Source organism: Nonomuraea sp. NPDC005730 (assembly GCF_040630865.1).
In the GTDB taxonomy this organism is placed as follows: Bacteria; Actinomycetota; Actinomycetes; order Streptosporangiales; family Streptosporangiaceae; genus Nonomuraea.
This window is the reverse complement of sequence record NZ_JBEXYK010000076.1, coordinates 1-21265: the sequence shown is the minus strand read 5'-3', so window position 1 is coordinate 21265 and position 21265 is coordinate 1. Positions and strand designations below refer to the sequence as shown.

The 21265-nt window shown below is 73.8% G+C and carries 19 protein-coding genes; 9 read left to right on the top strand and 10 right to left on the bottom strand.

What is annotated here, in order from left to right; genetic code table 11:
- Positions 1-9: 9 nt before the first annotated feature.
- The 5 genes from ABZ444_RS45550 to ABZ444_RS45530 all read right to left on the bottom strand — a co-directional run bounded on the left by ABZ444_RS45550 (position 10) and on the right by ABZ444_RS45530 (position 5481).
- Positions 10-1149, bottom strand: coding sequence for an FAD-dependent oxidoreductase (locus ABZ444_RS45550; RefSeq protein WP_358010483.1), 1140 nt, complete (start codon positions 1147-1149; stop codon positions 10-12).
- A 25-nt stretch (positions 1150-1174) separates the two neighbouring features.
- Positions 1175-2743: an MFS transporter gene (locus tag ABZ444_RS45545; RefSeq protein WP_358010482.1), complete on the bottom strand. Its 1569-nt coding sequence runs from the start codon at positions 2741-2743 to the stop codon at positions 1175-1177.
- 85 nt (positions 2744-2828) lie between these two features.
- A complete protein-coding gene (locus ABZ444_RS45540; RefSeq protein WP_358010481.1) occupies positions 2829-4214 on the bottom strand; it encodes an FAD-binding oxidoreductase in 1386 nt (461 codons plus the stop codon).
- A 46-nt stretch (positions 4215-4260) separates the two neighbouring features.
- Positions 4261-4521, bottom strand: coding sequence for a hypothetical protein (locus ABZ444_RS45535; protein WP_358010480.1), 261 nt, complete (start codon positions 4519-4521; stop codon positions 4261-4263).
- 69 nt (positions 4522-4590) lie between these two features.
- On the bottom strand, positions 4591-5481 hold the full coding sequence (locus ABZ444_RS45530; RefSeq protein ID WP_358010479.1) for a hypothetical protein: 891 nt from the start codon (positions 5479-5481) through the stop codon (positions 4591-4593).
- A 247-nt stretch (positions 5482-5728) separates the two neighbouring features.
- Here ABZ444_RS45530 and ABZ444_RS45525 point away from each other — a divergent pair, with 247 nt between their 5' ends.
- The 5 genes from ABZ444_RS45525 to ABZ444_RS45505 all read left to right on the top strand — a co-directional run bounded on the left by ABZ444_RS45525 (position 5729) and on the right by ABZ444_RS45505 (position 11582).
- Complete coding sequence (locus tag ABZ444_RS45525) at positions 5729-7432, top strand: exo-alpha-sialidase (protein WP_358010512.1); 1704 nt, start codon at positions 5729-5731, stop codon at positions 7430-7432.
- A 246-nt stretch (positions 7433-7678) separates the two neighbouring features.
- Positions 7679-8473, top strand: a complete 795-nt coding sequence (locus tag ABZ444_RS45520) for an ABC transporter permease subunit (protein WP_358010478.1) — start codon at positions 7679-7681, stop codon at positions 8471-8473.
- Positions 8470-9213 (top strand): ABC transporter permease, encoded by a 744-nt coding sequence (locus ABZ444_RS45515; RefSeq protein WP_358010477.1) that lies wholly within the window; start codon positions 8470-8472, stop codon positions 9211-9213. Before ABZ444_RS45520 ends, ABZ444_RS45515 begins: the two co-directional genes overlap by 4 nt.
- Before the next feature lie 87 nt (positions 9214-9300).
- Entirely contained in the window at positions 9301-10269 is a 969-nt protein-coding gene (locus ABZ444_RS45510; RefSeq protein ID WP_358010476.1) for an ABC transporter substrate-binding protein, read from the top strand.
- The gene (locus ABZ444_RS45505; protein ID WP_358010474.1) at positions 10266-11582 is read left to right on the top strand and encodes a flavin-dependent oxidoreductase; all 1317 of its coding nucleotides are present in this window, start codon (positions 10266-10268) and stop codon (positions 11580-11582) included. The genes ABZ444_RS45510 and ABZ444_RS45505 overlap by 4 nt, the downstream gene beginning before the upstream one ends.
- Before the next feature lie 94 nt (positions 11583-11676).
- Here ABZ444_RS45505 and ABZ444_RS45500 read toward each other — a convergent pair whose 3' ends face one another.
- From ABZ444_RS45500 to ABZ444_RS45490, 3 genes are all read right to left on the bottom strand, one after another.
- Positions 11677-12567, bottom strand: a complete 891-nt coding sequence (locus tag ABZ444_RS45500; RefSeq protein WP_358010473.1) for a PRC and DUF2382 domain-containing protein — start codon at positions 12565-12567, stop codon at positions 11677-11679.
- A gap of 105 nt (positions 12568-12672) precedes the next feature.
- Positions 12673-13308, bottom strand: a complete 636-nt coding sequence (locus tag ABZ444_RS45495) for a hypothetical protein (RefSeq protein WP_358010472.1) — start codon at positions 13306-13308, stop codon at positions 12673-12675.
- 14 nt (positions 13309-13322) lie between these two features.
- Positions 13323-13868 (bottom strand): DUF4142 domain-containing protein, encoded by a 546-nt coding sequence (locus tag ABZ444_RS45490; RefSeq protein ID WP_358010471.1) that lies wholly within the window; start codon positions 13866-13868, stop codon positions 13323-13325.
- Positions 13869-14048: 180 nt separating this feature from the next.
- Between ABZ444_RS45490 and ABZ444_RS45485 the strand changes: the two genes are divergently transcribed.
- Both ABZ444_RS45485 and ABZ444_RS45480 read left to right on the top strand, forming a co-directional pair.
- Positions 14049-14498, top strand: coding sequence for a pyridoxamine 5'-phosphate oxidase family protein (locus ABZ444_RS45485; RefSeq protein ID WP_358010470.1), 450 nt, complete (start codon positions 14049-14051; stop codon positions 14496-14498).
- A 138-nt stretch (positions 14499-14636) separates the two neighbouring features.
- Positions 14637-14924, top strand: a complete 288-nt coding sequence (locus ABZ444_RS45480) for an iron-sulfur cluster biosynthesis family protein (protein ID WP_358010469.1) — start codon at positions 14637-14639, stop codon at positions 14922-14924.
- A 52-nt stretch (positions 14925-14976) separates the two neighbouring features.
- Here ABZ444_RS45480 and ABZ444_RS45475 read toward each other — a convergent pair whose 3' ends face one another.
- Positions 14977-15954, bottom strand: coding sequence for an alpha/beta fold hydrolase (locus ABZ444_RS45475; RefSeq protein WP_358010467.1), 978 nt, complete (start codon positions 15952-15954; stop codon positions 14977-14979).
- 112 nt (positions 15955-16066) lie between these two features.
- Here ABZ444_RS45475 and ABZ444_RS45470 point away from each other — a divergent pair, with 112 nt between their 5' ends.
- On the top strand, positions 16067-16357 hold the full coding sequence (locus ABZ444_RS45470) for a hypothetical protein (protein WP_358010465.1): 291 nt from the start codon (positions 16067-16069) through the stop codon (positions 16355-16357).
- A 10-nt stretch (positions 16358-16367) separates the two neighbouring features.
- On the top strand, positions 16368-17573 hold the full coding sequence (locus ABZ444_RS45465; protein WP_358010464.1) for an alpha/beta hydrolase: 1206 nt from the start codon (positions 16368-16370) through the stop codon (positions 17571-17573).
- A 7-nt stretch (positions 17574-17580) separates the two neighbouring features.
- Here ABZ444_RS45465 and ABZ444_RS45460 read toward each other — a convergent pair whose 3' ends face one another.
- The gene (locus ABZ444_RS45460; RefSeq protein WP_358010463.1) at positions 17581-21177 is read right to left on the bottom strand and encodes a hypothetical protein; all 3597 of its coding nucleotides are present in this window, start codon (positions 21175-21177) and stop codon (positions 17581-17583) included.
- Positions 21178-21265: the final 88 nt, after the last annotated feature.

The following is a 21265-nucleotide window of genomic DNA, read 5'->3' as shown; positions in this document are numbered from 1 at the left end:
GCGGCGGGGTCAGATCGGCTGCAGCGCGGGCGCGGTGCGGGGCGCGGCCTCGTCGCCGTAGATGTGCAGGTCGGCGCGGAAGGCCCGCAGGTACGCCCGCCGGTCGTGGAAGGTGGCGGCCAGGGCGTCGCCGTAGTCGATGAGCTGCCGGTGCGCCTGCCGGCGCGGCTCGTAGCGGGCCTGGAGCAGCTTGTCGAGCAGCGGCAGGTCGCCGCCGGCCGCGGAGATGACGTCGGCCAGGATCTCGGCGTCGTACAGGGTGTAGCTCATGCCCATGCCGGTCATGGGGTGGCAGGCGAAGGCGGCCGAGCCGAGCAGCGCGGCGTTGCCCCTGTGGTACGCCCCCACCCGCAGCGACGAGACCCTGATCGGCTGCCAGGCGGCGGCGTGCAGGGAGGCGAAGGCGTCGGTGCTGTCGGTGACGAAGCCCTTCAGCATGTCGGGCAGGCTGGTGGCGCCCCGGCCGAAGACCTCGTCGTCCTGCTCGGGGGGCAGGCCGACGAACACCCTGGCCTGGTCCTTGTCGAGCGGGTAGAGGTAGGCGAGCCAGCCGCCGGAGCTGAAGTAGAGCCGGTTGAGCCGGGCGACGCTGGCGCTCAGCGGCACGGTGGCCACCCGCATCAGCAGCCGGTCGTAGGGCATGGTGACCTGGTCGATGTCGAGCGCCCGGCGGACGGCCGACTTCGTGCCGTCGGCGCCCACGACCACGTCGGCGCGCAGCCGGCTGCCGTCGGACAGCGTCAGCAGCTCGATGCGGTCGCCGTCGCGCTCGACGTGCTCGATGGCGGCGTCGAAGCAGAACTCGACGCCCTCCATCGCGCAGCAGGCGTAGATGAGCTCGACCAGCTCGCGGTAGGGGCGGATGAGGAAGCCCCCGTCGGGGAAGCGGCACTCCCTGATCGGCTCGCCGTCGTGGTAGTAGCGGATGAGGTCGCGCCGCAGGCCGTGGCGCTCGACGAGCTCGGCCAGCCCGTGGCGGGCCAGCACCCGCAGGCCGGGGGGCTTGAGGAAGTCGGCGCCCGCGCTCGGGATCGAAGGTCCCTGCTCGATGACGACGACGCGCTGCCCGCGGCGGCGCAGCAGCAGTGCGAGGAAACAGCCGCCGAGCCCGGCGCCGACGATGGCCACGTCGCACGAGGTGGTTGCCATGACGAGAGCCCTTCTTGAGGTTGAACTAGACGTGCGTGGTTCCGTAGGTCTCCGAGCTCTCTGCCGCCCGGGGCCTCGGGATGTGATCCCTGGGGGTCGTGCGGGTCTCGACAGGCAGCAGCGCGTCGGCCTCCGCCGCGACGGTGGCGAGGGTCATGCGCAGCTCCAGCAGCAGCCGGCGCGGCACCTTGATCATGTCGTCGCCCGGGTCGGTCCGCAGCCGGGTGATCTTGGTGAGTGCGATGGCCCCGATAAACACCGAGATGGCCACGCACATGGCGAGCGCGCCGGCCAGCCCGGCCAGCGGGCCGGTCAGGATGAACGGGTGGTCGATGACGAGGGACACCACGGCGATGCCGACGGCCCCGCCGACCATGCGCGCCATGGTGGCCGCGCCGACGGCGGAGGCGTACTGGCTGGGGCGGGCGGCCAGGGTGGTGGCCACGGAGGTGCCGGGCGCCAGCGCGCCGACGCCCATGCCGACCACGACGCTGGCGATCAGGCCCCACACCGTCGGCCCCGACTGGGTCAGCACGAGCACGCACGCGCCGCCGCAGAGCAGGGAGCCGGCGTAGATCAGGCCGTACGCGCCGATGTGCTTGAGCAGCTTGCCGGCCAGGTAGCTGGTGACGACGACGGCCACGGAGGTGGGCGTCAGCCACATGGCCACCTCCAGCATGGGGTAGCCGAGGTGGAGCAGGTACAGCGGCTGCACGGTGAGCAGCCCGTAGGACAGGGCACCGAAGAACCAGGTGGCCAGCCAGCCCCAGACGAACTTGCGCTGCCGCCACAAGGCCAGGTCGATGGCGGGCAGGCGGTGGTGCCTGGCCTGCGCCAGCGCGCCGCCGAGCAGCGCCAGGGCCGCGACGGCCAGCCACACGACGTCCAGGCCCCAGGCCATGGCCTTGGAGATGGCCAGCACGATCACCGCGATCCCGGCGGCCAGCAGCCAGGCGCCGAGCACGTCCGGCACGCCCTTGGCCGCGGTACGCCTGCCGGACGGGAGCGCGGCGCAGGCGATCAGCAGCGCGACGCCGATGACGACGTCGGGCACGAACAGGGCGCGCCAGTCGACGGTGGCGGCCAGCCAGCCGCCGCCGGCCTGCATGAGCAGGCAGCCGAGCCCGGAGGCCGAGCTCCACAGCGCGATCGCGCCCCGGCGTTGCGACTCGGGCAGCTCGCCGAGCAGCAACCCGAGGCTGGCCGGGATCATCGCCGCCGCGCCCGCGCCCTGCACCGCCCGCGCGGCCAGCACGAACGACCAGGACGACGCCGCCACGGTGGCGACCCCGCCGGCCACGAAGACCACCAGCCCGAACGCCAGCACCCGGCGGCGGCCGAACAGGTCGGCCCAGCGGCCGGCCGTGGCCAGCAGCGCCGCGATCGGGATGAAGGCGGCGCTGGTCAGCCAGACCAGGTCGCCCAGCGGCATGCCGGCGCCCGCGGGGGTGTAACGCAGCACGCCGACGGCCAGGGTGGTGGCCGTGGTGTCGGCCATCACGGTCAGCATCACGCCCGCGCCGACCAGCCGCAGCATCACGGCGTGACGGCGGGTCACGCCGGTTGCTCTGACGGCCACTGGTGTCTCACGCACTCGGTCCTCCTCGCAAGAAAGCCTCAGGTTCCCCGCCGGCCGGCACACTGCGGTGGGTGCGACCGGCGCGGGGTGGTTCGGGGGGTCAGGCGCCGTAGCGGCCGGGAGAGAGCAGGCCGTCCGGGTCGAGAGCGGTCTTGAGCCGGTGGAGCATGCCGAGGCTGGCGGTGCTGGTCTCGGACCAGACGTCGGCCGCGGCGTGGTCGATGTCGGAGCGGTAGATGGCGCAGCCGTTGCCGCGCAGCAGGCAGCTCGCGTCGTTGCGCAGCTGGTGGGCGCGGTGGGCGGCGTCGGCGTCGGCCCGGTCGAAGAAGATCTGGATGACGGCGTTGGCCATGTGCGGGCTGACCAGGTTCCACTCCACCATCAGGGCGATGCCGTGGGTGTCGACGGCGGTCTGCAGGGCGTCGAGGATGCGCTCGGTCCTCCTGGCGTGCAGCGGCATCAGCGGCAGCAGCACGAGGAAGCCCATGCTGCCGGCGTCGATCTGCTCGCAGGAGGTGACGCCGAGCGCGTTGCGCACGCCCTTGCAGGTCGGGATGCCCTGGGCGGTGAGTGCCCTGGTGTAGAGCGGGTCGTCGGGGCCGACCGCGGCGGCGTCGAGCACGCGCAGCGTCTCGCCGCCCTCGACCTCGATGAGCGCCTTGCGCAGCATCTCCTCGGCCAGCTCGACGGTGGCGCCGGTGCCCAGCAGCGGCCCGAGGACGGTGAACTTGCCGGTGTCCACGCCCGCCGGCAGCAACCAGCCGTCGTCGCGGGCGGGCGCGAGGGCGAGCTCGCGGAGCCGCATGAGCCCGCCGGCGGGGTTGCCGCGGCGCAGGAACCCGGCCATGGCGCCGATCGCGGCGCCGACCTGGTCGCGCCGGATGCGCGCGTGCACGAGCCCGATCCGCTCCGGGCGCGGCACCAGCGAGACAGCCATGGCCGTGACGACGCCCAGGTTGTGCTGGACGAACGCGGCCGTCAGGTCGGGCCCGGCGACCCGGCCGTGGTAGACGCCGGTGGGGTCGAGCCCGCCGGTGGTGATCACGCTGCCGTCGGCGAGCACGGCCTCGATGCCGGCCACGTCGTGGACCCGGGAGCGGAAGCAGCCGTCGCCGCGTTCGAGGGCGTTGCCGATGACGGAGGTGTCGGCGCAGGAGGCGGTCACGTTGAGCATCCACGGCGTGTCCCGCAGCGCCTCGGCGAGCTGGGCCTGGGTCACGCCGGGCTCGATGACGGCGTAGCCGGCCTCCAGGTCGAGGCCGCGGATGCGGTTCATCTGGCTGAGGTCGACGACGACGTTGTCCTCGGTGACGGGCAGCGCGGAGCCCATGCCCCAGTTCCTGCCGGTGCTGACCGGGTAGAGGCGGCTCTTGCTCACCATGGCCCGGCGGACGAGGGCGCGGACCTCGTCCAGGGTGTGCGGGGTCTCGGTGCCCGCCAGCGAACGCGGTCGGTGGGCGCCCACGTCACGCGGCCGCAGATCCACTCGCGATAGTCCCTGCATGGCTCTCCTCGGGGGATGCGAAATCACGTCAGGCGGTGTGCTGGAGGAGGTCGTCGATGGAGCCGATGGCCTGGGTGGACATCTCCCTGATCTCACGCAGCCGCTGCTCGGTGAACGCCTCGTAGGGCGCGGCCGGGACGGCGGCGGGGGCGGGGAAGTCGAGTGAGCCGCGCGGCGCGGCCTGCACGGGCACGTCGTGCGGGCCGTAGGGGTGGCGGCGGGCGCGGGTGCGTTCGGTGTCGGACGACTCGTGCCGGACGAGCGCGGGCAGATGCGGTGGGGTTCGCATGACGGGAGCTCTCCTACAGGGTTCGTACGGGTTGTGCGTGCTGCCGCCCGTGGCGCGGCACCTGGGTCGTCAGGTGCCCTCCTGATGGCCGGAGCGGGGGATGACGGCCGTGGGGGTCGCCCTCGGCACGCCGTGGTTGATGACGCTGGCGGCGATCCGGCGCTCGGTCAGCCCCATGTGCGGACGGGGCGCGCCGGCCGGCCGTACGGTGGCCGTGCCGCGGATGATCGAGCTGGCGTGCACCCACCGGCGGGTCTCGGCCAGCACCTCGCGCTGCGCCCTGGGCAAGTCGCCGTGGGCGGCGTAGTGCTCACAGACGGACCACGCGAGGGCGCGGGCCATGATCAGGTGCTCTTCGCAGGCCGTGGCCACCTTCGACTCCAGCCCGACCACCTGGGCCAGGAGCAGTTGCAGGTGGGCCAGGCCGGAGCTGCGGTCGAACCCGTCGAGCTCGGCCAGCCGGGCCGGCCAGCGCAGCCGCCGCTCGACGGCGGCGCGGGTCGCGGCGGCGACGTCGGCCGCGGTGCGGCCCCGCGGGTCCTCGCCCTCCAGTTGCACGGCCCGCTGCGCGGTGTGCTCGAAGTCGGACAGCCGCTTCAGCCCGCTCTGCAGCAGCCTGATGCGGTTGTGCAGGCAGGCGGCGCTCCAGCCGAGCACCAGCAGCCGGTCGCTGTCGGCCTCGCAGTGCCAGCCGACGAGGCTGACCTCGCGGGCCATGCGGTGGTGGAGCACCCACGACTCGCGCGGGTCGACGTGGACGGGGGTGTCGATCCACACCTGCAGGCCGCCGGGAGGCAGCTCGCCGACGCCGACCTCGACCCCTTCGGGGGCCACCCTGGCGCAGATGCGCTGGACGACCTTCTGCTGCGCCGCCGTCTCCGGCGCCACCGGCACCGGGTCCGCCGCCCAGACCGGCGGCACGCGCTCGGGGGCGACTCGCGCCCTGGGCTCGATGCTCATCTGAGGCCACCTCCAGACCCGAAGGTCCCTCCTACGTAAATTGACACTTAATCCTGCAGCTCTGATCCTCGGGTCGCGGCCCGTCGCTGTCAACTGACACTTAACGAATACCTATCGGATCCACTGTTGGCAACCCTGGGACGCAGGTGAACCAAGGGGCCGGAGGGGGAAGAGACAAGGCATGGCCTCGCCCGTCGCGAGGCGGCCGCCCGCGGGCGGCCACGAGAGGAAGGAGTGCCCGGTGGCGATGCCCAGAGCCGCGCTGGCGGCGGTGTTCCTGGCCGCCGGCCTGCCCGCGGCCCATGGGGTCACGCACGCCGGCGAGACGTTCTGCCGTCTCCCGGAGTTCACCGGCAGGTCGGTCCCGGAGGGGCCTTACCTGATCGACACTGATGTCTCACCGCGGTGGATTTACCCGTACCCGACGCCGGCCGAGCGCGAGCCGTCGTCGGAGCAGCGGCTCGACTTCGCCGGGTTCCCGAGCGTGGCGGCGCTCGACACGGTGGGCCGCGACGGTGCTCCGGTCAGGAAGCTCCTGGTCACCTACGCCACCAACGTGGACAAGGTCGTCACCCTCTCCAGCGAGTCGGCGACCTCCGAGGACGGCGGCCTCACGTTCGGCCCGACCAACCGCACGCCGCTGCGGGAGGCGCCGATCGAGCTGCGCGACGGCCGGCTGCTGGCCCTGGAGTACTACCTGCGGCGCTCCGGGCCGGGCACCGCCAAGCTGGGCGTGCTGTCCTCCACCTCCGCCCACGACGAGAGCTGGGTGCGCTGGGATGCCACGGTCTCCTCGCCGGACGCCGGCGCCTCCGGCGGGGCCGCGCACGGCCTGCCGATCCAGCTCGCCGACGGCACGATCCTGTTCACGGCCTACATCCGCCAGGGCGACAGCGAGACCTACCAGCCGGAGGTGTTCGCCAGCGACGACGGCGGCCGCACGTTCGCCAGGCGCGGCGTGATCGCCCCTCCCCAAGGGCCGTTCGTCTACAACGAGGCCGCCCTCGCCCAGACGCTCGACGGCTCCCTGCTGGCGGTGCTGCGCAGGGACGGCGAGCCCCCCTCCACGCTGCACCAGAGCCGCTCGTCCGACGGCGGCCGCACCTGGTCGCCGGTCCGGCCGCTGCGCATCGACGGCCAGGACTGCCTGGTGCGCGGCGTGGCGCCACGGCTGCTGCTGATGCCGGACGGCGTCCTCGTGCTCAGCGCCGGGCGTCCGTACAACTGGCTGGCGATCGCCCCCGACGGGATCGGCGAGGAGTGGCGGCACCAGACGGTGACGTACCGCAACAGCGACGGCGTGCGGGACGTGCACGGCTCCTCGGGCTACACCGCCGTGGCCGCGGTCGGCCCGCACCGGCTGATCCAGGTGTTCGACAACTGCAAGCTGCCCGGCGTGCGCCCGGACGGGCTGCTCAACGAGACGGCCTGCCCGGCCCACGGCAAGTTCGAGAACGGCGGCTGGTACGCGATCAAGCGCCGGCTGTTCACCGTCACCGCCCCCGGCCCCGACCTGCTCGACCTGGCCGCCCTGTACCGCCGCGGCGCGCTCAGGGTCGAGACCGACATGCGGTGGACCCGCCCCGGCCGGCCGCGCTCCGGCCCGGCGGGCGCCTTCGACGGCAGCACCGACTACTGGTCCAGCGCCGTGGCCGCCGGCCCCGGCCGGTACGTCCTGCACCTCGACCGCGCGTACGCGATCAACCGGATCGGCCTCAGCCTGCGCCCCGGGCACGCGGCCGGCGCCCGCGTGTACGTCTCCGCCGACGGCCGCTCCTGGGGCGAGCCCGCCGTCACCGTCGAGGACCGGACCGACTTCGCCATGCGCTACCACACGGTGGCCCGCACCGGCGCGCACGTCATGATCGTCACCGAGCCGACGGACGGCTGCGACGCCGAGATCGGCGACTCCTGCAGCATGCTCAACGAACTCGAACTCTACGGACGCTGAACCCGGCCGGAATATGCGTATTAACAGGCGGGCCGAAATGGTGTGACCGCAACAGAATGTGCCGCCGGACTCGGCGGCTTTCGGTAACTGGAGTTTTCCCGGCCGGGCGGAAACGCGCGGCTCGGTTACTGTGACTTCCGTTCCTCTCTGCCCGCCTTCCGGCCTGCCGCGGTGACGAATGGCCGGACCGATGTTCCGGAGAGCCGATAAATTGCCGCCCTGCTCCCCCGGCGCCGAGGCGTCGCCGTGCGCCTGATCCCCTCCCGCCCCTTCGACAGCGCCGCCGTGTGCGGCGTGACGGGCACCGTCGCGCTGCTGTGCGCCGCCGAGACGGCCGGCCGCCTCGGGCTCGTCTCCCAGCTGGAGCTGCCGCTCGCCTCGGCGGTCCTGGCCACCGCCGCCGGGCTCGCCGCCGACCCCGCCTTCCTGGCCGACGTGCTGGCCACCTGCGGCGCGTGGGCGCTCGGGCTGCTGACCGCCGTGGCGGTGGCCGTGCCCGCCGGGCTGCTGCTGGGCAGCCTGCCGCCGGTCGAGCGGGCCCTGCGTCCCGTGCTGGAGTTCCTGCGGCCGATCCCCTCGGTGGCGCTCATCCCCCTGGCCGCGTTCGTCTTCACCGGCCGGCTGGAGACGGAGGTCGCGATGATCGTGTACGCCGCGACCTGGCCCGTCCTGCTCAACACCATGTACGGGCTGCGCGAGGTCGACCCGCTGGCCAAGGAGACGATGCGGGCCTTCGGCTTCGGCGCGCCGGCCGTCCTGTGGCGGGTCAGCCTGCCGAGCGCGGCCCCCTTCGTGGCGACCGGCGTGCGGGTGGCCGCGGCCATCGCCCTGATCCTGGCCGTCAGCACCGAGCTGCTGGCCGGCACCAGCGGCATCGGCCACTTCATCATCGTGGCCGAGAGCAGCCCCGACGGCCTGCGGCTGACCATCGCCGCCACCCTGTGGGCCGGCGCGCTCGGCCTGCTCACCAACGCCCTGCTCGCCCACGTCTTCCGGCGGCTGCTGCGCTGGCACACGGCGCTGACGGGAGCGGCACGATGATCAGATCCGTGGCGCGGCTGTGGGCAGTGCCCGTCGTCGTGGCCGTCTGGGAGCTGGCCACCAGGGCGGCGGGCAACCCCTACTTCCCGCCGCCGTCCACGATCGCGCTGCGGCTGCGCGAGTTGTGGATCAGCCGGACGGCCCTGGACGACCTCTCCCACAGCCTGGGCCGGCTGCTGACCGGGTGGGTGCTGGCCGGCGTGGCGGGCGTGGCGGCCGGGGTCGCCATGGGCCGCTCGCCGCTGCTGTCGAGGTTCGTGGACCCGGCCGTGCAGTTCTGCCGGGCGCTGCCGCCGCCCGCGCTGCTGCCCGTGTTCCTGGCGCTGTTCTCGACCGGCACGCTCATGCAGGTCGCGACCATCGCGTGCGGCATCGTCTGGCCGGTGCTGGTCAACGCCGCCGACGGCGCCCGCAACGTGGACCGGCTCCACCTGGACACCGCGCGGGTCTTCAGGCTGTCGGCCGGGCAGCGCCTGCTGCGGGTCGTGCTGCCCTCGGCGGCCCCGAAGATCCTCGCCGGGCTGCGGCTCAGCCTGTCGCTCGCGCTCATCCTCATGGTGATCGCCGAGTTCTTCGCCACCGACGGCGTCGGTTTCCGATTGCGCGCCGCCCAGCGTTCCTTCGACCTGCCGGGCATGTGGGCGGCCGTCACCGTGCTCGGCGTTCTCGGATATCTGCTCAATCAGGTTTTCCTGATTCTGGAACGCCGGGTGGTGGCGCATTATGGCGCGACCGAATAAAGCCGCACGGGAATGAAGAAGATTGCCGGACGGCTGTTCTTTTCCCCGGCACGCTTTGTTCACGAACTCAACTCTTTGGGAGCGTTCATGCGTCTGTTACTCGCGGCGGTCGCCCTCGCCCTGGCGATGACCGGGTGCGGCGGGGCGGATCCACGGCCGTCGTCCGGCGGGCCAGAGAAGGCCGTGCTGAACCTCGGCATGCTGGCCCTTCCCGAGGTCGCCCCCGTCCAGATCGGCATCGACAAGGGCTTCTTCGCGGCGGAGGGGCTGACCGTCAAGCCCGTCGTGATCCAGGGCGGGGCCGCCGCGATGCCCGACCTGATCAGCGGCAAGCTCGACGTCCTGCACAGCAACTACGTCTCGGCGATGCTGGCCGCCGCGCGCGGCGTGGGCCGGTTGAAGGTCGTGGGCGACGCCTACGCGGCCAAGCCAGGCAACTTCGTCCTCATGACGCGGAAGGACTCGCCCGTCACGAAGCTGGCCGACCTCAAGGGCAGGAAGGTCGGCGTCAACACCCTCGGCAACGTCGCCACCCTGGCCGTGAGCGCGCTGCTCAAGCCCGCCGGCGTGGCGCCCGCCGACATCACCTTCGTCGAACGGCCCTTCCCGCAGATGGCCGGCGCCCTGGCCAACGGCGACGTGGACGCCGCCGTGCTGCCCGAGCCGTTCTGGCAGACCGCGGCCGCCACCAGCGGGGCCCGCAGCCTGTCGGACCTGTTCACCGGGGCGACCGCCGACTTCCCGATGGCGGGCTACCTGACCACCGAGGGCTTCGCGGCCGACAATCCGCGCACCGTGGCCGCCTTCCAGCGCGGCCTGCGCAAGGCGGTGGACCTGGCGATCGCCGACCCGGCCCAGGCCAAGGCCGCGCTGCTCAAGTACACGAAGATCGACAAGGCGACCGCCGACCTGATGGCGCTGGGCGGCTACTCCACCAGCGTCGACAAGGCCCGGTTGCAGCGCGTGGCCGACCTCATGCTGGACTTCAAGGGCAACGGCTACCTGGAGGCGCCGTTCGACGTCTCCACCCTGCTCCTTCCCGGCGGCTCGTCATGACCGGCCTCGCGGGACGACGCCCGCGGCGGGTGGTCATCGCCGGGGCGGGCATCGCCGGGCTCACCGCCGCCCTCAGCCTGCACGCGGCCGGAATCACGGACGTGACCGTGCGCGAGGCCGTCAAGGACATCCGGCCGCTCGGCGTGGGCATCAACCTGCTGCCGCACGCCGTGCGCGAGCTCATCGAGCTCGGCCTGGGCGACCGCCTGGCCCGCATCGGCGTCGAGACGGCCGACCTGACCTTCGTCACCCGGCGCGGGCAGCGCATCTGGACCGAGCCGCGCGGCCGGGCCGCGGGCCACGCCTGGCCCCAGTACTCGATCCACCGCGGCCGGCTGCAGGTCATGCTCCTCGACGCGGTACGCGAGCGGCTCGGCCCGGACGCCGTGGTGACCGGCTCCCCCGTCACCCGGCTCGACCACGACGCCGACCTGCTCGTCGGCGCCGACGGCATCCGCTCCGGCGTCAGGGCCGCGCTGTTCCCGGACGAAGGCGAGCCGCTGTGGGGCGGTCACGTGCTGTGGCGCGGCACGTCGCGCGCCCGGCCGTTCCTGACCGGCCGATCCATGATCATGGCGGGCGACGGCACCCAGAAGATCGTCATCTATCCGATCGCGCCGCCGGACCCCGACGGCACGCAGCTCGTCAACTGGGCCATCCAGCACCGGGCCCCCGAGACCGTCCCCCGGGGCGACTGGAACCGGGAGGTGGAGGTCGGCAAGTTCCTGCACCACGTGACGGACGTGCGCTCCGACGCCCTCGACATCCCCGGCCTCATCGCCTCGGCCGACAAGGCGTACGAGTACCCGCTGGTGGACCGGGACCCGCTGCCGTACTGGTCGTCGGGGACGGTGACGCTGATGGGCGACGCCGCGCACCCGATGTACCCGACCGGGTCCAACGGCGGCACGCAGGCCGTCATCGACGCCCGCGTGCTGGCCCACGCGCTGGCCACCGGCCAGGGCCTGGAGTTCTACGAGAGCCGGCGGCGGCCGGTCACGAACCGGATCGTGCTGGCCAACCGGGAGGACGGGCCCGAGGTCGTCCTGCGGCTGGCGCACGAACGCGCCCCTGCCGGGTTCGCCGACATCGAGGAGGTCATCCCCCGGGACACGCTGGAGAAGATCGCGCTGCACTACAAGCAGCTCGCGGGCTTCGAGCCGGCCACCCTGAACGCCCGCCCCAGCTGGTCGGTCCCCCCGGACACCGGCCAGGAGCCCGTTCCCCTGAACGCCGGGCAGGAGCCCGTTCCCCTGAACGCCGGGCAGGAGCCCGTTCCCCTGAACGCCGGGCAGGTCGAGGGCGCGCCCTGACCGGTGTCGCGTCCTGGTAGCGGGCGCGTCCTGGAGGTGGGCGTGGTGAGGCGGGGGCGCGTGGGCGCCCCCGCGCGGGACCGGGCGCGGCCTCCTACCGCTTCGGCGGGAGGTCGTCCCCGCGGTTGCGGTTGCGGGTGTGCTCGCGCGCGTCGCCGTCCTCGTCGACCTCCAGGCGTTCCCTCCTGACCTGGCCCTCGACGGTCTCCTCGTGCTCGACGCGCTCCTTGTGCACGCGGATGTGCTCGACCGGCCTGGTCTCCTTGCCGATCACCGGCCGCTCCTCGTGCAGGGTGATCTGCTGCTCGTCCTCGCCGATCTCGTACGTGCCGGGCTCGCCGTCCCTGATGGGCTCGCGCTCGATCACGACCTCCTCGTGCGCGAGCGGCACCCTCTCCTGGACGTTCTCGGTCTCGACGTACTTGCGCAGCCGGACGTGCCCGCTCTCGCGGCTCTCCTTGCCGATGTGCAGCTGCTCCTCGGACGTGGTCATGTCGATGTCGCGGTCGCCCACGTCCCTGCCGCGCATCCGGCCCGGCTGCCCCGGCTGGCCCATCGCACCCGGCTGGCCGGTCATGCCCGGGCGCCTGCCGCGTTCCTCGGCCGTCCGCGACTCGCCGGCGGCCCGCTGGGCCTGCCGCTCCCCCGCGGCGGGCGAGCGCTGGGACGGGATGGTGGACGGCTGCATCCCGTAGTACCGGTAGAGCTCGGCCTCCTCCTCCAGCGACAGGCGGCCGTCCACGTCGATGTTGGGCGCGCCCTTGATCATCTCCTTGTCGAAGGGGACCCTGATCTCGTCCCCGGAACGGCGGGCGTTGGCCAGCGGCACGAAGGTCTGCTTCATGCCGAAGAACCCCGTGCGCACGGTCACCCACTCCGGCTCGCCGGTGCGGTCACTGAGGTAGACCTGGCCCACCTTGCCGATCGACTGTCCGTCCGACCCGATCACATGGCACTCGAGCAGGCTCCGGATCTCTGTTTGCATAGCCACGACGATCCCCCCGATTGTTCGTCCTGGTTCAAAAAGGACAAATACCCCAGAGAGCCGCATTTGCACACACGGTTCGGCCAGTCTTTGCCATGAATCGGCCTACGGCGGAGGCACGCCGCGGCCCTCCCGGGAGCCCTCGTAGGCAGCCCGCCGCAGCTGGGCCGTCCATCCGGCCGGGCGCAGGCAGGGGGCGCCGTTGAGCACGGGGTCGAAGGTCAGGTCCTCGCCGGGCAGCGCGGTGTGCAGGCGCAGGCGGGCCAGGTAGCGACCGCCCGCCCACAGGTGGAACAGCAGCGGCCCGCGGGCCAGCGCGCCGGGCAGCAGCGCGGGATCGGCGGGCACGCGCTCCCCCTCGGGCCGGGCGACCAGCCGGTACAGACCCGTTCCGTACACGTACGCCGTGAGGCTGGAGTACGGCCCCGAGGTGAAGGTGCGACGCGGCACCGGCAGGGCGCCCACGCCGGTGGACAGCAGCAGGTCGACCCCGTTGGGCAGGCGCACGGCCAGCCCCAGCACGTCGGGCAGCCGGCCCGGCAGGGACAGCCCCTTGGACAGCCGGGCCCGTACCTCGTGCTCGCCCGGCTCCCCCAGGGGCGCCGCCTCGACCGTCAGCGTGCCCGCCAGGAGCAGGCCGCGCCGGTGCAGCGCGCGGCCGTGCCGGAGCCCGGCCAGCGCGCGCGCCGCTGCGCGGGCGAAGGAGGCGAGCGCGGCCGGCACGCCCGCGCCGTCGGGCATCGCGGACGCCCTCGTCAGTAGTCTTCCTGCGCCTTCTTCAGCGCCTTGAGGTGCTCCTGCAGCGTCGGGGACGCGGACTTGGCCAGGGCCACCACCGCCGGCGAGGACCCCTTGGAGATCTCCTCCTTGGTGGCCTCGATCGCCGTCTTGTGGGCCTTGACCATGCCGACGACGAACTCCTTGTCGAACTCCTTGCCCTTGAGGTCCTGGAGGCGCTTGGCCATGGCGGTCTGCGCGGAGGTCGGCGCGGCGGGAAGCTGGATGGCGAGCCGGCCCGCGGTCTCGGTCACCTTCTTGTCGAACTGGGTGTGGTCGTCGACGAGCATCCGGCCGATCGACTTGACCTGATCGGTGGCGCCCTTCTTCTCGGCCAGGCGGCCCGCCTCGATCTCGGCCAGGTTCCCCTGGTGGATGGTCGCCATCCAGGTCCTGTCCTGCTCGGACGGCTGAGCATCGGTCCGCGGCGCCAGCCCCGCGGTGTTGGTTGTGGCGTTGTCGCCGCACCCCGACAGGGCGACGACGGCCGCGGCGGCCAGCAGCATGGTCAGACGAGTGCGCATGAGGTTTCCTATGACATGGTGACACTTCTCCGTCACAGAGAGTAACCACGCGCGCGTGACTTCCCCCTCAGGCGCGCCGCGTCGCACCCCTGGCCGGGTGTCGCGGGCCGCCGCCGGGTCCGTCATCATGTTGACGGACGTGACGCGGTCGACGTGGCCGCCGAGAGTGCGAGGAGAAGGATGACGCCACCGGCCCGATCACCGGAGCAGCGCAAGCAGGACACGCTCGACCGGCTCGAACACGACGTCGACGCCTGGGTGGCCACGGCGGGCGACGGCGGCCCGTACATGACGCCGCTGTCGTTCCTGTGGGACGGGCACCGGCTCCTGCTCTCCACCGCCGACGCCACACCCACCGCCCGCAACCTGCTCGACAGCGGCACCGTGCGGCTCGGCCTGGGCCTGACCAGGGACGTCGTCCTCATCCACGGCACCGTGACCGCGCAGCCGGCCGCCACGATCCCGGACGACATCGGCGACGCGTTCGCGGTGAAGACCGGGTTCGACCCGCGGGTGTCGCGTGGGCCGTACACGTACTTCTGGGTCACGCCGGTGCTGGTGCAGGCGTGGCGCGAGGTGAACGAACTCGCGGGGCGCGACCTCATGCTCGCCGGGAAGTGGACCGTCTGACCGAACCCCGGACGGGTGACGACCGGCGCTGTCCACCGGCCGGGAATTTCCGGTAAAGAAAACGCCGAGAAGGGTTGGGCTCCGGCATGGGGGGAAGGGCAGGCAACTTCTGTACGTCGACCGTTTGGAGGAGCCGTAGTGCTCACCCTGACAGCCAACGCAGCCCAGGCGATCCGCGACCTGACCGCGTCCGCGCCGGAACCCGCCCAGGGCGGGATCCGCATCTCGTCGCAGGGCGAGGGCGCGAACTCACTCAGCCTCTCCCTGGCCACGGCCCCTGAGCCGGCCGACGAGGTGGTCGAGACCGAGGGTGCGCGGGTCTACCTCGATCCCGTGGCCGCGACCGTGCTGGACGACAAGTCCCTCGACGCCGGGGCCGACGCGCAGGGGAGCGTGTCGTTCATGGTGACCCCGCAGGCGGTGTGACGGGCAGCCGCCGTACCGGTGATCACGCCGGTACGGCGGCCCCGCACCCGGGTCAGCCGGCCAGGAGCTTGTGCAGGTAACGGATCTGCTCCTCGGTCTGGTAGCCCGACCCGCCCTCGTGCCCGTTCCAGGGCCAGACGGTGATCTCCTTCGGCCCCTGCCAGTGGTTGTAGGCGGCGAAGACCGTGGAGGGCGGGCAGACGTAGTCCATGAGCGCGACCGAGTACAGCACGGGCACCCGGCCACGGGCGGCGAAGTTGACGCCGTCGAAGTACGACAGTGTGCGGAACACCTGGTCGGCGCCGTCCCGGCGGGAGGCCAGGAAGCGGACCAGCTCCTGGTACGGGTCCCTGTCGGTGATCTCCACCGCCCGCCGGAAGTGCGTCAGGAACGGCACGTCCACCAGCGCGGCCCGCACCGACGGGCGCAACGCCGCCGTGGCCTGTGCGATCGCGCCGCCCTGGCTGCCGCCCGAGACCACGATGCGCTCGGCGTCCACCGCCGGGTGGGCCGCGGCCACGTCGACCGCCCTGGCCGCGTCGGTGAACACCCGCCGGTAGTAGTAGTCCTCGGGGTCGAGGATGCCGCGCGTCATCATGCCGGGCGCCTGGACGTCGGCGCTGCCGTGCGGGTCGCCGGTCGCGCCGGGGCTGGTGGGGCTCGCGCCGCCGTGTCCCCGGGTCTCCATCACGAACACCGCGTACCCGGCCGCGGGCCACAGCAGGTGGTCCTTCGGGAACCCGCGCCCGCCGCCGTAACCGATGTAGTGCAGCACGCACGGCACCGGCTCCCGCACGCCGCGCGGCAGGATGAACCAGCCGCGGATCCGGTGGCCGCCCCACCCGGCGAACGACACGTCGTGGACGTCGACGCCGCTCAGCGGCAGGTCGTAGGGCACGAACTCGGCGGCCGGGTCGAACGCCTCGGCCTCGGCCAGCGTACGGGACCAGAAGTCGTCGAAGTCGGCGGGCTCGTCGCGGTCGGGGAGGTAGGCGCGCAGTTGCTCGATCGGGAGGTCGAACAAGGACATGCGGGGGGCTCCAAGCTGTAGGCAACCCTGATATTTCACCTCATCAGCCCAGGTAAGCGCTATCCTCCGTCGGCGGAAGCTGAAAGCGCGCGTGCGGGGTAGTGGTGATCGCGTGACCGAATACGTGATCGAGGTTCCCTCCTCCCATCTCTATCCCGGCCTGGTGCTGGAGGCCCCCGCGCACGCCGAGGACTTCCTCGTGCTGTTCGCCGACGACTCCGAGTCGCGGGCCCAGCTCCTCGGCGACGCCTCGGGACGTCCGGTGCTCAGGGTCGGCGGATACATGACCACGAACGGCACCGTCATCGACGAGCGGGTGTGGACCGTGCGCGAGACGCTGCGCACCGGCGACCGCCTGCGCATCCGCCTGGGCCGCTCGCTTCCCTCCCCCGTCGGGGGCTAGCGTCCCCTTTGTGAGGTCTTTCGCCGGGATGGTGGCGGGCGCCGCGGTGCTCGCGCTGTCGCCCGTGGCCGGGCTGGCCGCGCTGGCCGGGACGGCGATGGTGGGCGCGCGGCCCGGGGTGTTCACGGTGACCGGGCTCGCGGTGTTCGCCTCGGTGTGCTACCTCGGGCTGCTGCTGTGCGTGCCGCGGCCGGGCGCGACGTGGGGGCGGTGGTTACGGGCGGTGCTGATCCTGGCCGTGGAGGTGGCGGTGGTCTGGCGGGTCGCGGACGCGACGCTGACCCCGCCGCCGGTGCCGGCCGCGGCCACGTCGCCGGTGGCCGGGCAGCGCGAGTGGCGGCTGCCGACGGGGTCGCGGCTGGCGTACGTACGGGTCGCGCCGAAGCGGGTCACCCGCCCGGAGCCGGTGGTGCTCCTGTCCGGCGGGGCCGGCCTGGCGGACCTGGCCGCCGATCCGGCGTTCTACCGGCGGCTGGCCGCCGACGGGCACGAGGTGTACGTCTACGACCGGGTGGGCGCGGGACGTTCGGCTCGGCTGCCGGACCCGGCCGCGTACGGGCTGGTGCGCGACGTGGCGGACCTGGAGCAGGTGCGGCAGGCGATCGGCGCCCGCCGCCTGAACCTGGTCGCGCGCGGCGAGGGCGCCCGGCTCGCGGCGGCCTACCTGTCCGCCCATCCGGACGGGGTGGCCAGGGCGGCGCTCGCCTCCCCCGCCGATCTCGACCGGGCCCGTGCCGCGACGCTGCTGGACGACGGCCCGCCCAGCCCCAGGATGCTGGCGGTCCACACGCTGCTGCGGGTCGAACCGGCGGCGGCGCACGCCTTCGCCGGCGACGCCGAACTCGACGCCCGCGCCGTCGGCGCCGCCGTGTGCGCGAAGGGCCGGCCTGTCGAGCAGCCGCCCCGAAGCACGCCCACGGCGCCCCAGCCGGAGGGTTCGGGTGGGTATGCGGGGCTGGTGGATCGGCCGTCGCCGCCTGGGATGCGGGAGGGGCTGGCCCGGGTGGCGGCGCCCGTGCTGGTGGTCAAGGGGCCGTGCGACGGGGAGAGCTGGTCGGCGGCCACCGACGTCCGGAAGGCGATCCCCGGTGCCGGGCTCGTCTACGCCGAGGGGCGGGGGGCTTACCTGGCGATGCTGCGGGCGTTCCTGGCGGGCCGGGCGGTGCCGCCGTACGAGGGCGCCACCCCGCCGCCCGGCTACCGGGGCCCGTGGTGACCCCGGATCAACGGTCCTGTGTCCGGGGCTCCGGGCGGCCGGGGCGGGCGCAGGAGCCGGCCGTGGCCGCCGCCACCTTCCAGCCCGCGTCCGGGAACGGCGACATGAAGTGGGTCAGCAGGTCCACCGCGTAGTCGGGGGCCTGCCCGCCGGGGTCGAGGAAGGACACCATCTGCGGGCCGTCGGAGCCGCGCAGGGTGATCGAGCCGCCCCTGCCGCCGGAGGCGAAGCCGGGTTTGGCGTCCACGGTGAGGCAGGCGAGCCCGATCCCGGCGGCGGCGATCTCCTGGCGGGCGCCGATGCGGCGCATGCGCTGGTCGTAGCGGCGCAGGGCCAGCGAGGTGGCCCGGGTGAGCCGCAGGGAGCCGGTGAAGGCGTCCGCGCCGATCCTCCTGCTCAAGCTGACCCGCAGGGAGACGTCCGGCCGCAGGTCCACGCCCTTGGCGGCCAGGTGGAGGCGGTCGTAGGCGCCCTCGAAGCCGGGCGCGAGGAACCCGGCCGCGGCCGGGGCCTTGAGCCCGAACGGGATCCGCCCCGGCCTTACCCGCAACCAGGACACCCGCCGGACCGCCAGCGACACCTCCCGCACGGCGCTCGCGCCGAGCGCGAAGTCCCCGCCGACCTGGTAGGTGAGGAACCCCGAGGTGTACGGGAGCTCCTTGGACACGGCGATCCGCTGCCGCGCGACCGGGCCCACGCGCAACCCGGCGCCCACCGCGATCCGGCCCGTCGGCCCGGGTTTCGAGACCAGGTCGAGCGACTGGTCGGGGTTGAGCCTGATCGTCGTGTCGGCGGCCAGGTCCGCGACCGCGAGCGAGACGCCGTCGAGCCGCCCGGACGGGTCCACCAGGCGGCCGTCCACGGCCAGCCGGCCGTCCAGGGTGCTCGCGCCGCCCCGGTAGGTGAGCGTGGGGACGCTCAGCCCGGCGGCCGAGGCGTCGGCGTCCAGGCCGAGCACCGCCGGGACGTCGGTCAGGCGCAGCCCGCCGCTGCCCCGGCCGGGCAGGGTGACCTCGGCGGTCAGGCGTTCGACCGGCGCGGAGTTCCGTACCCGGATGCGGGTCCTGGCCCCGTACGTGCCCCGTACGTCCACGGCGGCGGGCACCGGGTCGAGGGCGACGTGGCCGCGCAGCCCGCCCGCCTCGGCCCGCACGTCGAGCGCGCCCAGCGTGGCCGGCGGCTCGACGCGGTAGGCGACGTGCCCGGCGTCCAGCGGGCCCAGTGACAACCGGGTGATCCTCGGCGGCAGCCGGGTCAGCGTGGCCCGCGCCTTGACCGGGACCGGCGCGAGCACGCTGCTGGCCAGGTGGAGAGCGAGGGTCCGGCGCCTGGGCGCGAACCCGGAGAAGGCGAAGGTGCCGCCCGCCGGGTCGATCGTCACCTGGCTGGGCAGGCCGGTGACGTCGAGGTAGCCCTGCAGGCCGTAGCAGCCGCGTCGCGCCGTGCAGAACGGGCCCTGCCCGCAGCCCCCGGCCGGGCAGCCGCCGTCCACCAGCGAGAGGCCGCTCTCGACGGCGGGCGCGGGACGCATGCGGGCCAGCGCGGCGGTCCTGCCGAGCCAGGCGCGGGCGGTCACGCCGAGCCGGGAGCCGGAGTAGGTGAGCCTGCCCTCGGGCGTGGCGGCGACGGTCAGGTCGCCCGGCACCGGCCCCACCCTGCCGAGGACGCCGAAGCGCACGTCCCCCAGGACGATGTCGGCGTCCACGGCCAGCCGCTGCCGGGCGGCGCGGAAGCGGGCCATGAACCCCTGGCCGGACGGGCTGAGCTCGACCCGCGACAGGCCCCTGACCAGCACGCTGGCGTCCAGGTCGCCGCCGGCCCGGTCGTAGTGGGCGGCCAGGTGCGGGCCGTCGGGGGACGTGGCGCCGTCGTGGTTGGCGACGGCCAGGGCCGCCGACCCCACCGGGCCGGACAGCCCGCGGAAGCGGTAGCCGCCGCCCTTCCAGGCGGCCTCGAAGCGGGCCGGGACGCCGGTCACGTCGGCGGCGGCCCTGAGCACCCGGCCGTCCGTCCTGATCCGGGCCAGCGCCGACACCTTGGCCACGGGCGCGCTCGCGGTCCAGGCGAGGGTCCCGGCCGCGGTGTCGGCGACCAGTTCGGCCCGTTTCGGCACCCCTTCCACCGCCACCCGAACGTCGTCCCCGGCCGGGGCGTCGTCGAGGGTGGTGACGTACGACCTGGCCGCGTAGAGGCGCAGGTCGCGGAGCCGGCCGGACGTGGTGGCCTCGACCGACGAGCGCGCGCCCAGCGTCCAGGCGGTCCTGACGTCCCCACGCACCCCGCGGACCGTGCCGTCGATCGTCGGCCCGCTCCGGACGTCGGCGTAGGCCGCCCGGACCCGGTCGATCACGCCGCCGGCCCGGTAGACGGCCGTCCCGGCGGCGGGGTCGAGGGTGAGGTCGGCCCCGGCGGGCGTGTTGGAGATCTCCAGGCGTGCCAGGCGCCTCCCGTCGAGGCCGGCCGCCACGAAGGGCCGGCCGCTCGCTCTGGCCTCCAGGTGGGCGTGCGGCGCGCTCCCGTACGTGACGTCGAACTTCGACACGCCGGACAGCAGTGCCGAGACGCCGGCGGCGTCGCCGTTCTTGATCATGGTGACGTGGCCGCCGGCGGGGCTGGAGATCGCGCCGCCGCCGCGTTGCAGGACCGCGGCGAACCGGCCGATCGGCGCACTGGCCGTCTGCGTGACACGTTGCGCGGCCGGGTCGTTCTCCATCCGGACCCGGGCCGGCAGGCCGCTCAGCTCGGCCCGCAGCACGGTCCTGGACGCGGCCCGGTCGTAGTAGAGCACCTTGGCCGAGCCCGTCCGCGCGGGCCCGGACGACTCCACGGTCAGGCTCTGCCTGTCACCGGACGAGACGTGGGCGGCGGTGAAGGAGCGGGGCAGCTCGCGCAGCTCGGCGCTCGCCGCCGTGGCCAGGCGGCCGTCGCGGTAGAGGTGGCTGTGCAGCGCGGCGCGGGCGATCGGGGCGGGGGCGGTGAAGCGCATCCGTCCGCCCGCCAGGCGCACCTGGGCGCGGGTGGGCATGCGGTCCAGTACGGCCTGCGTGTAGCGGCCCGGGGAGACGGCGACCGCGTCCAGCCTGGCGGGCCGGGAGGCGGTGACGTCCAGCTCGACCGCCGGGGAGGTGGTGGCGGCCGGGGTGAGCGAGCTGAGGGTGGCCTCGACGGTGAGCCGTTCGGTGGCGGGGGTCTGGCGCAGGCTCACCGCCGTGCGTCCGGTCAGCCCCGCCAGGGTGACGGCGGACGGTCCCGGGTCCTTGCGGGTGACGTTCGCCCTGACCGTCCGGCCGTCCGGGTCGATGGTGAACGTCCCGCGGTCGAGCACCGACAGCGACGCGCCGCCGCGCAGGCCGTCGAACCCGACGGTCACCCTGCCGTCGTACTCGGCCCAGACCAGCGCCCTGACCCTCTTCCCGGACAGGCTCCTGACGGCGAACCCGAGCCCGATGCCCCCGTTCCCCGGGTTCGCGGCGGGCACCAGGTCGGCCGCCAGGTCGGGGAGGCCGTCGCCGGTGACGTCCGCGGCGACCGGCACGGCGACGGGCCTGCGCGCCGAACAGGCCACCGCCCGCTCCACCCCCACCACGCACAACCGATACATCACCCCTTGCCTCCTCGGCAGAGCCCCACCGGCCGCGTCACCCACCGACCCTCTCACCGAGACGGCCGCGCGGCCTCCCTGCGGGCGGACC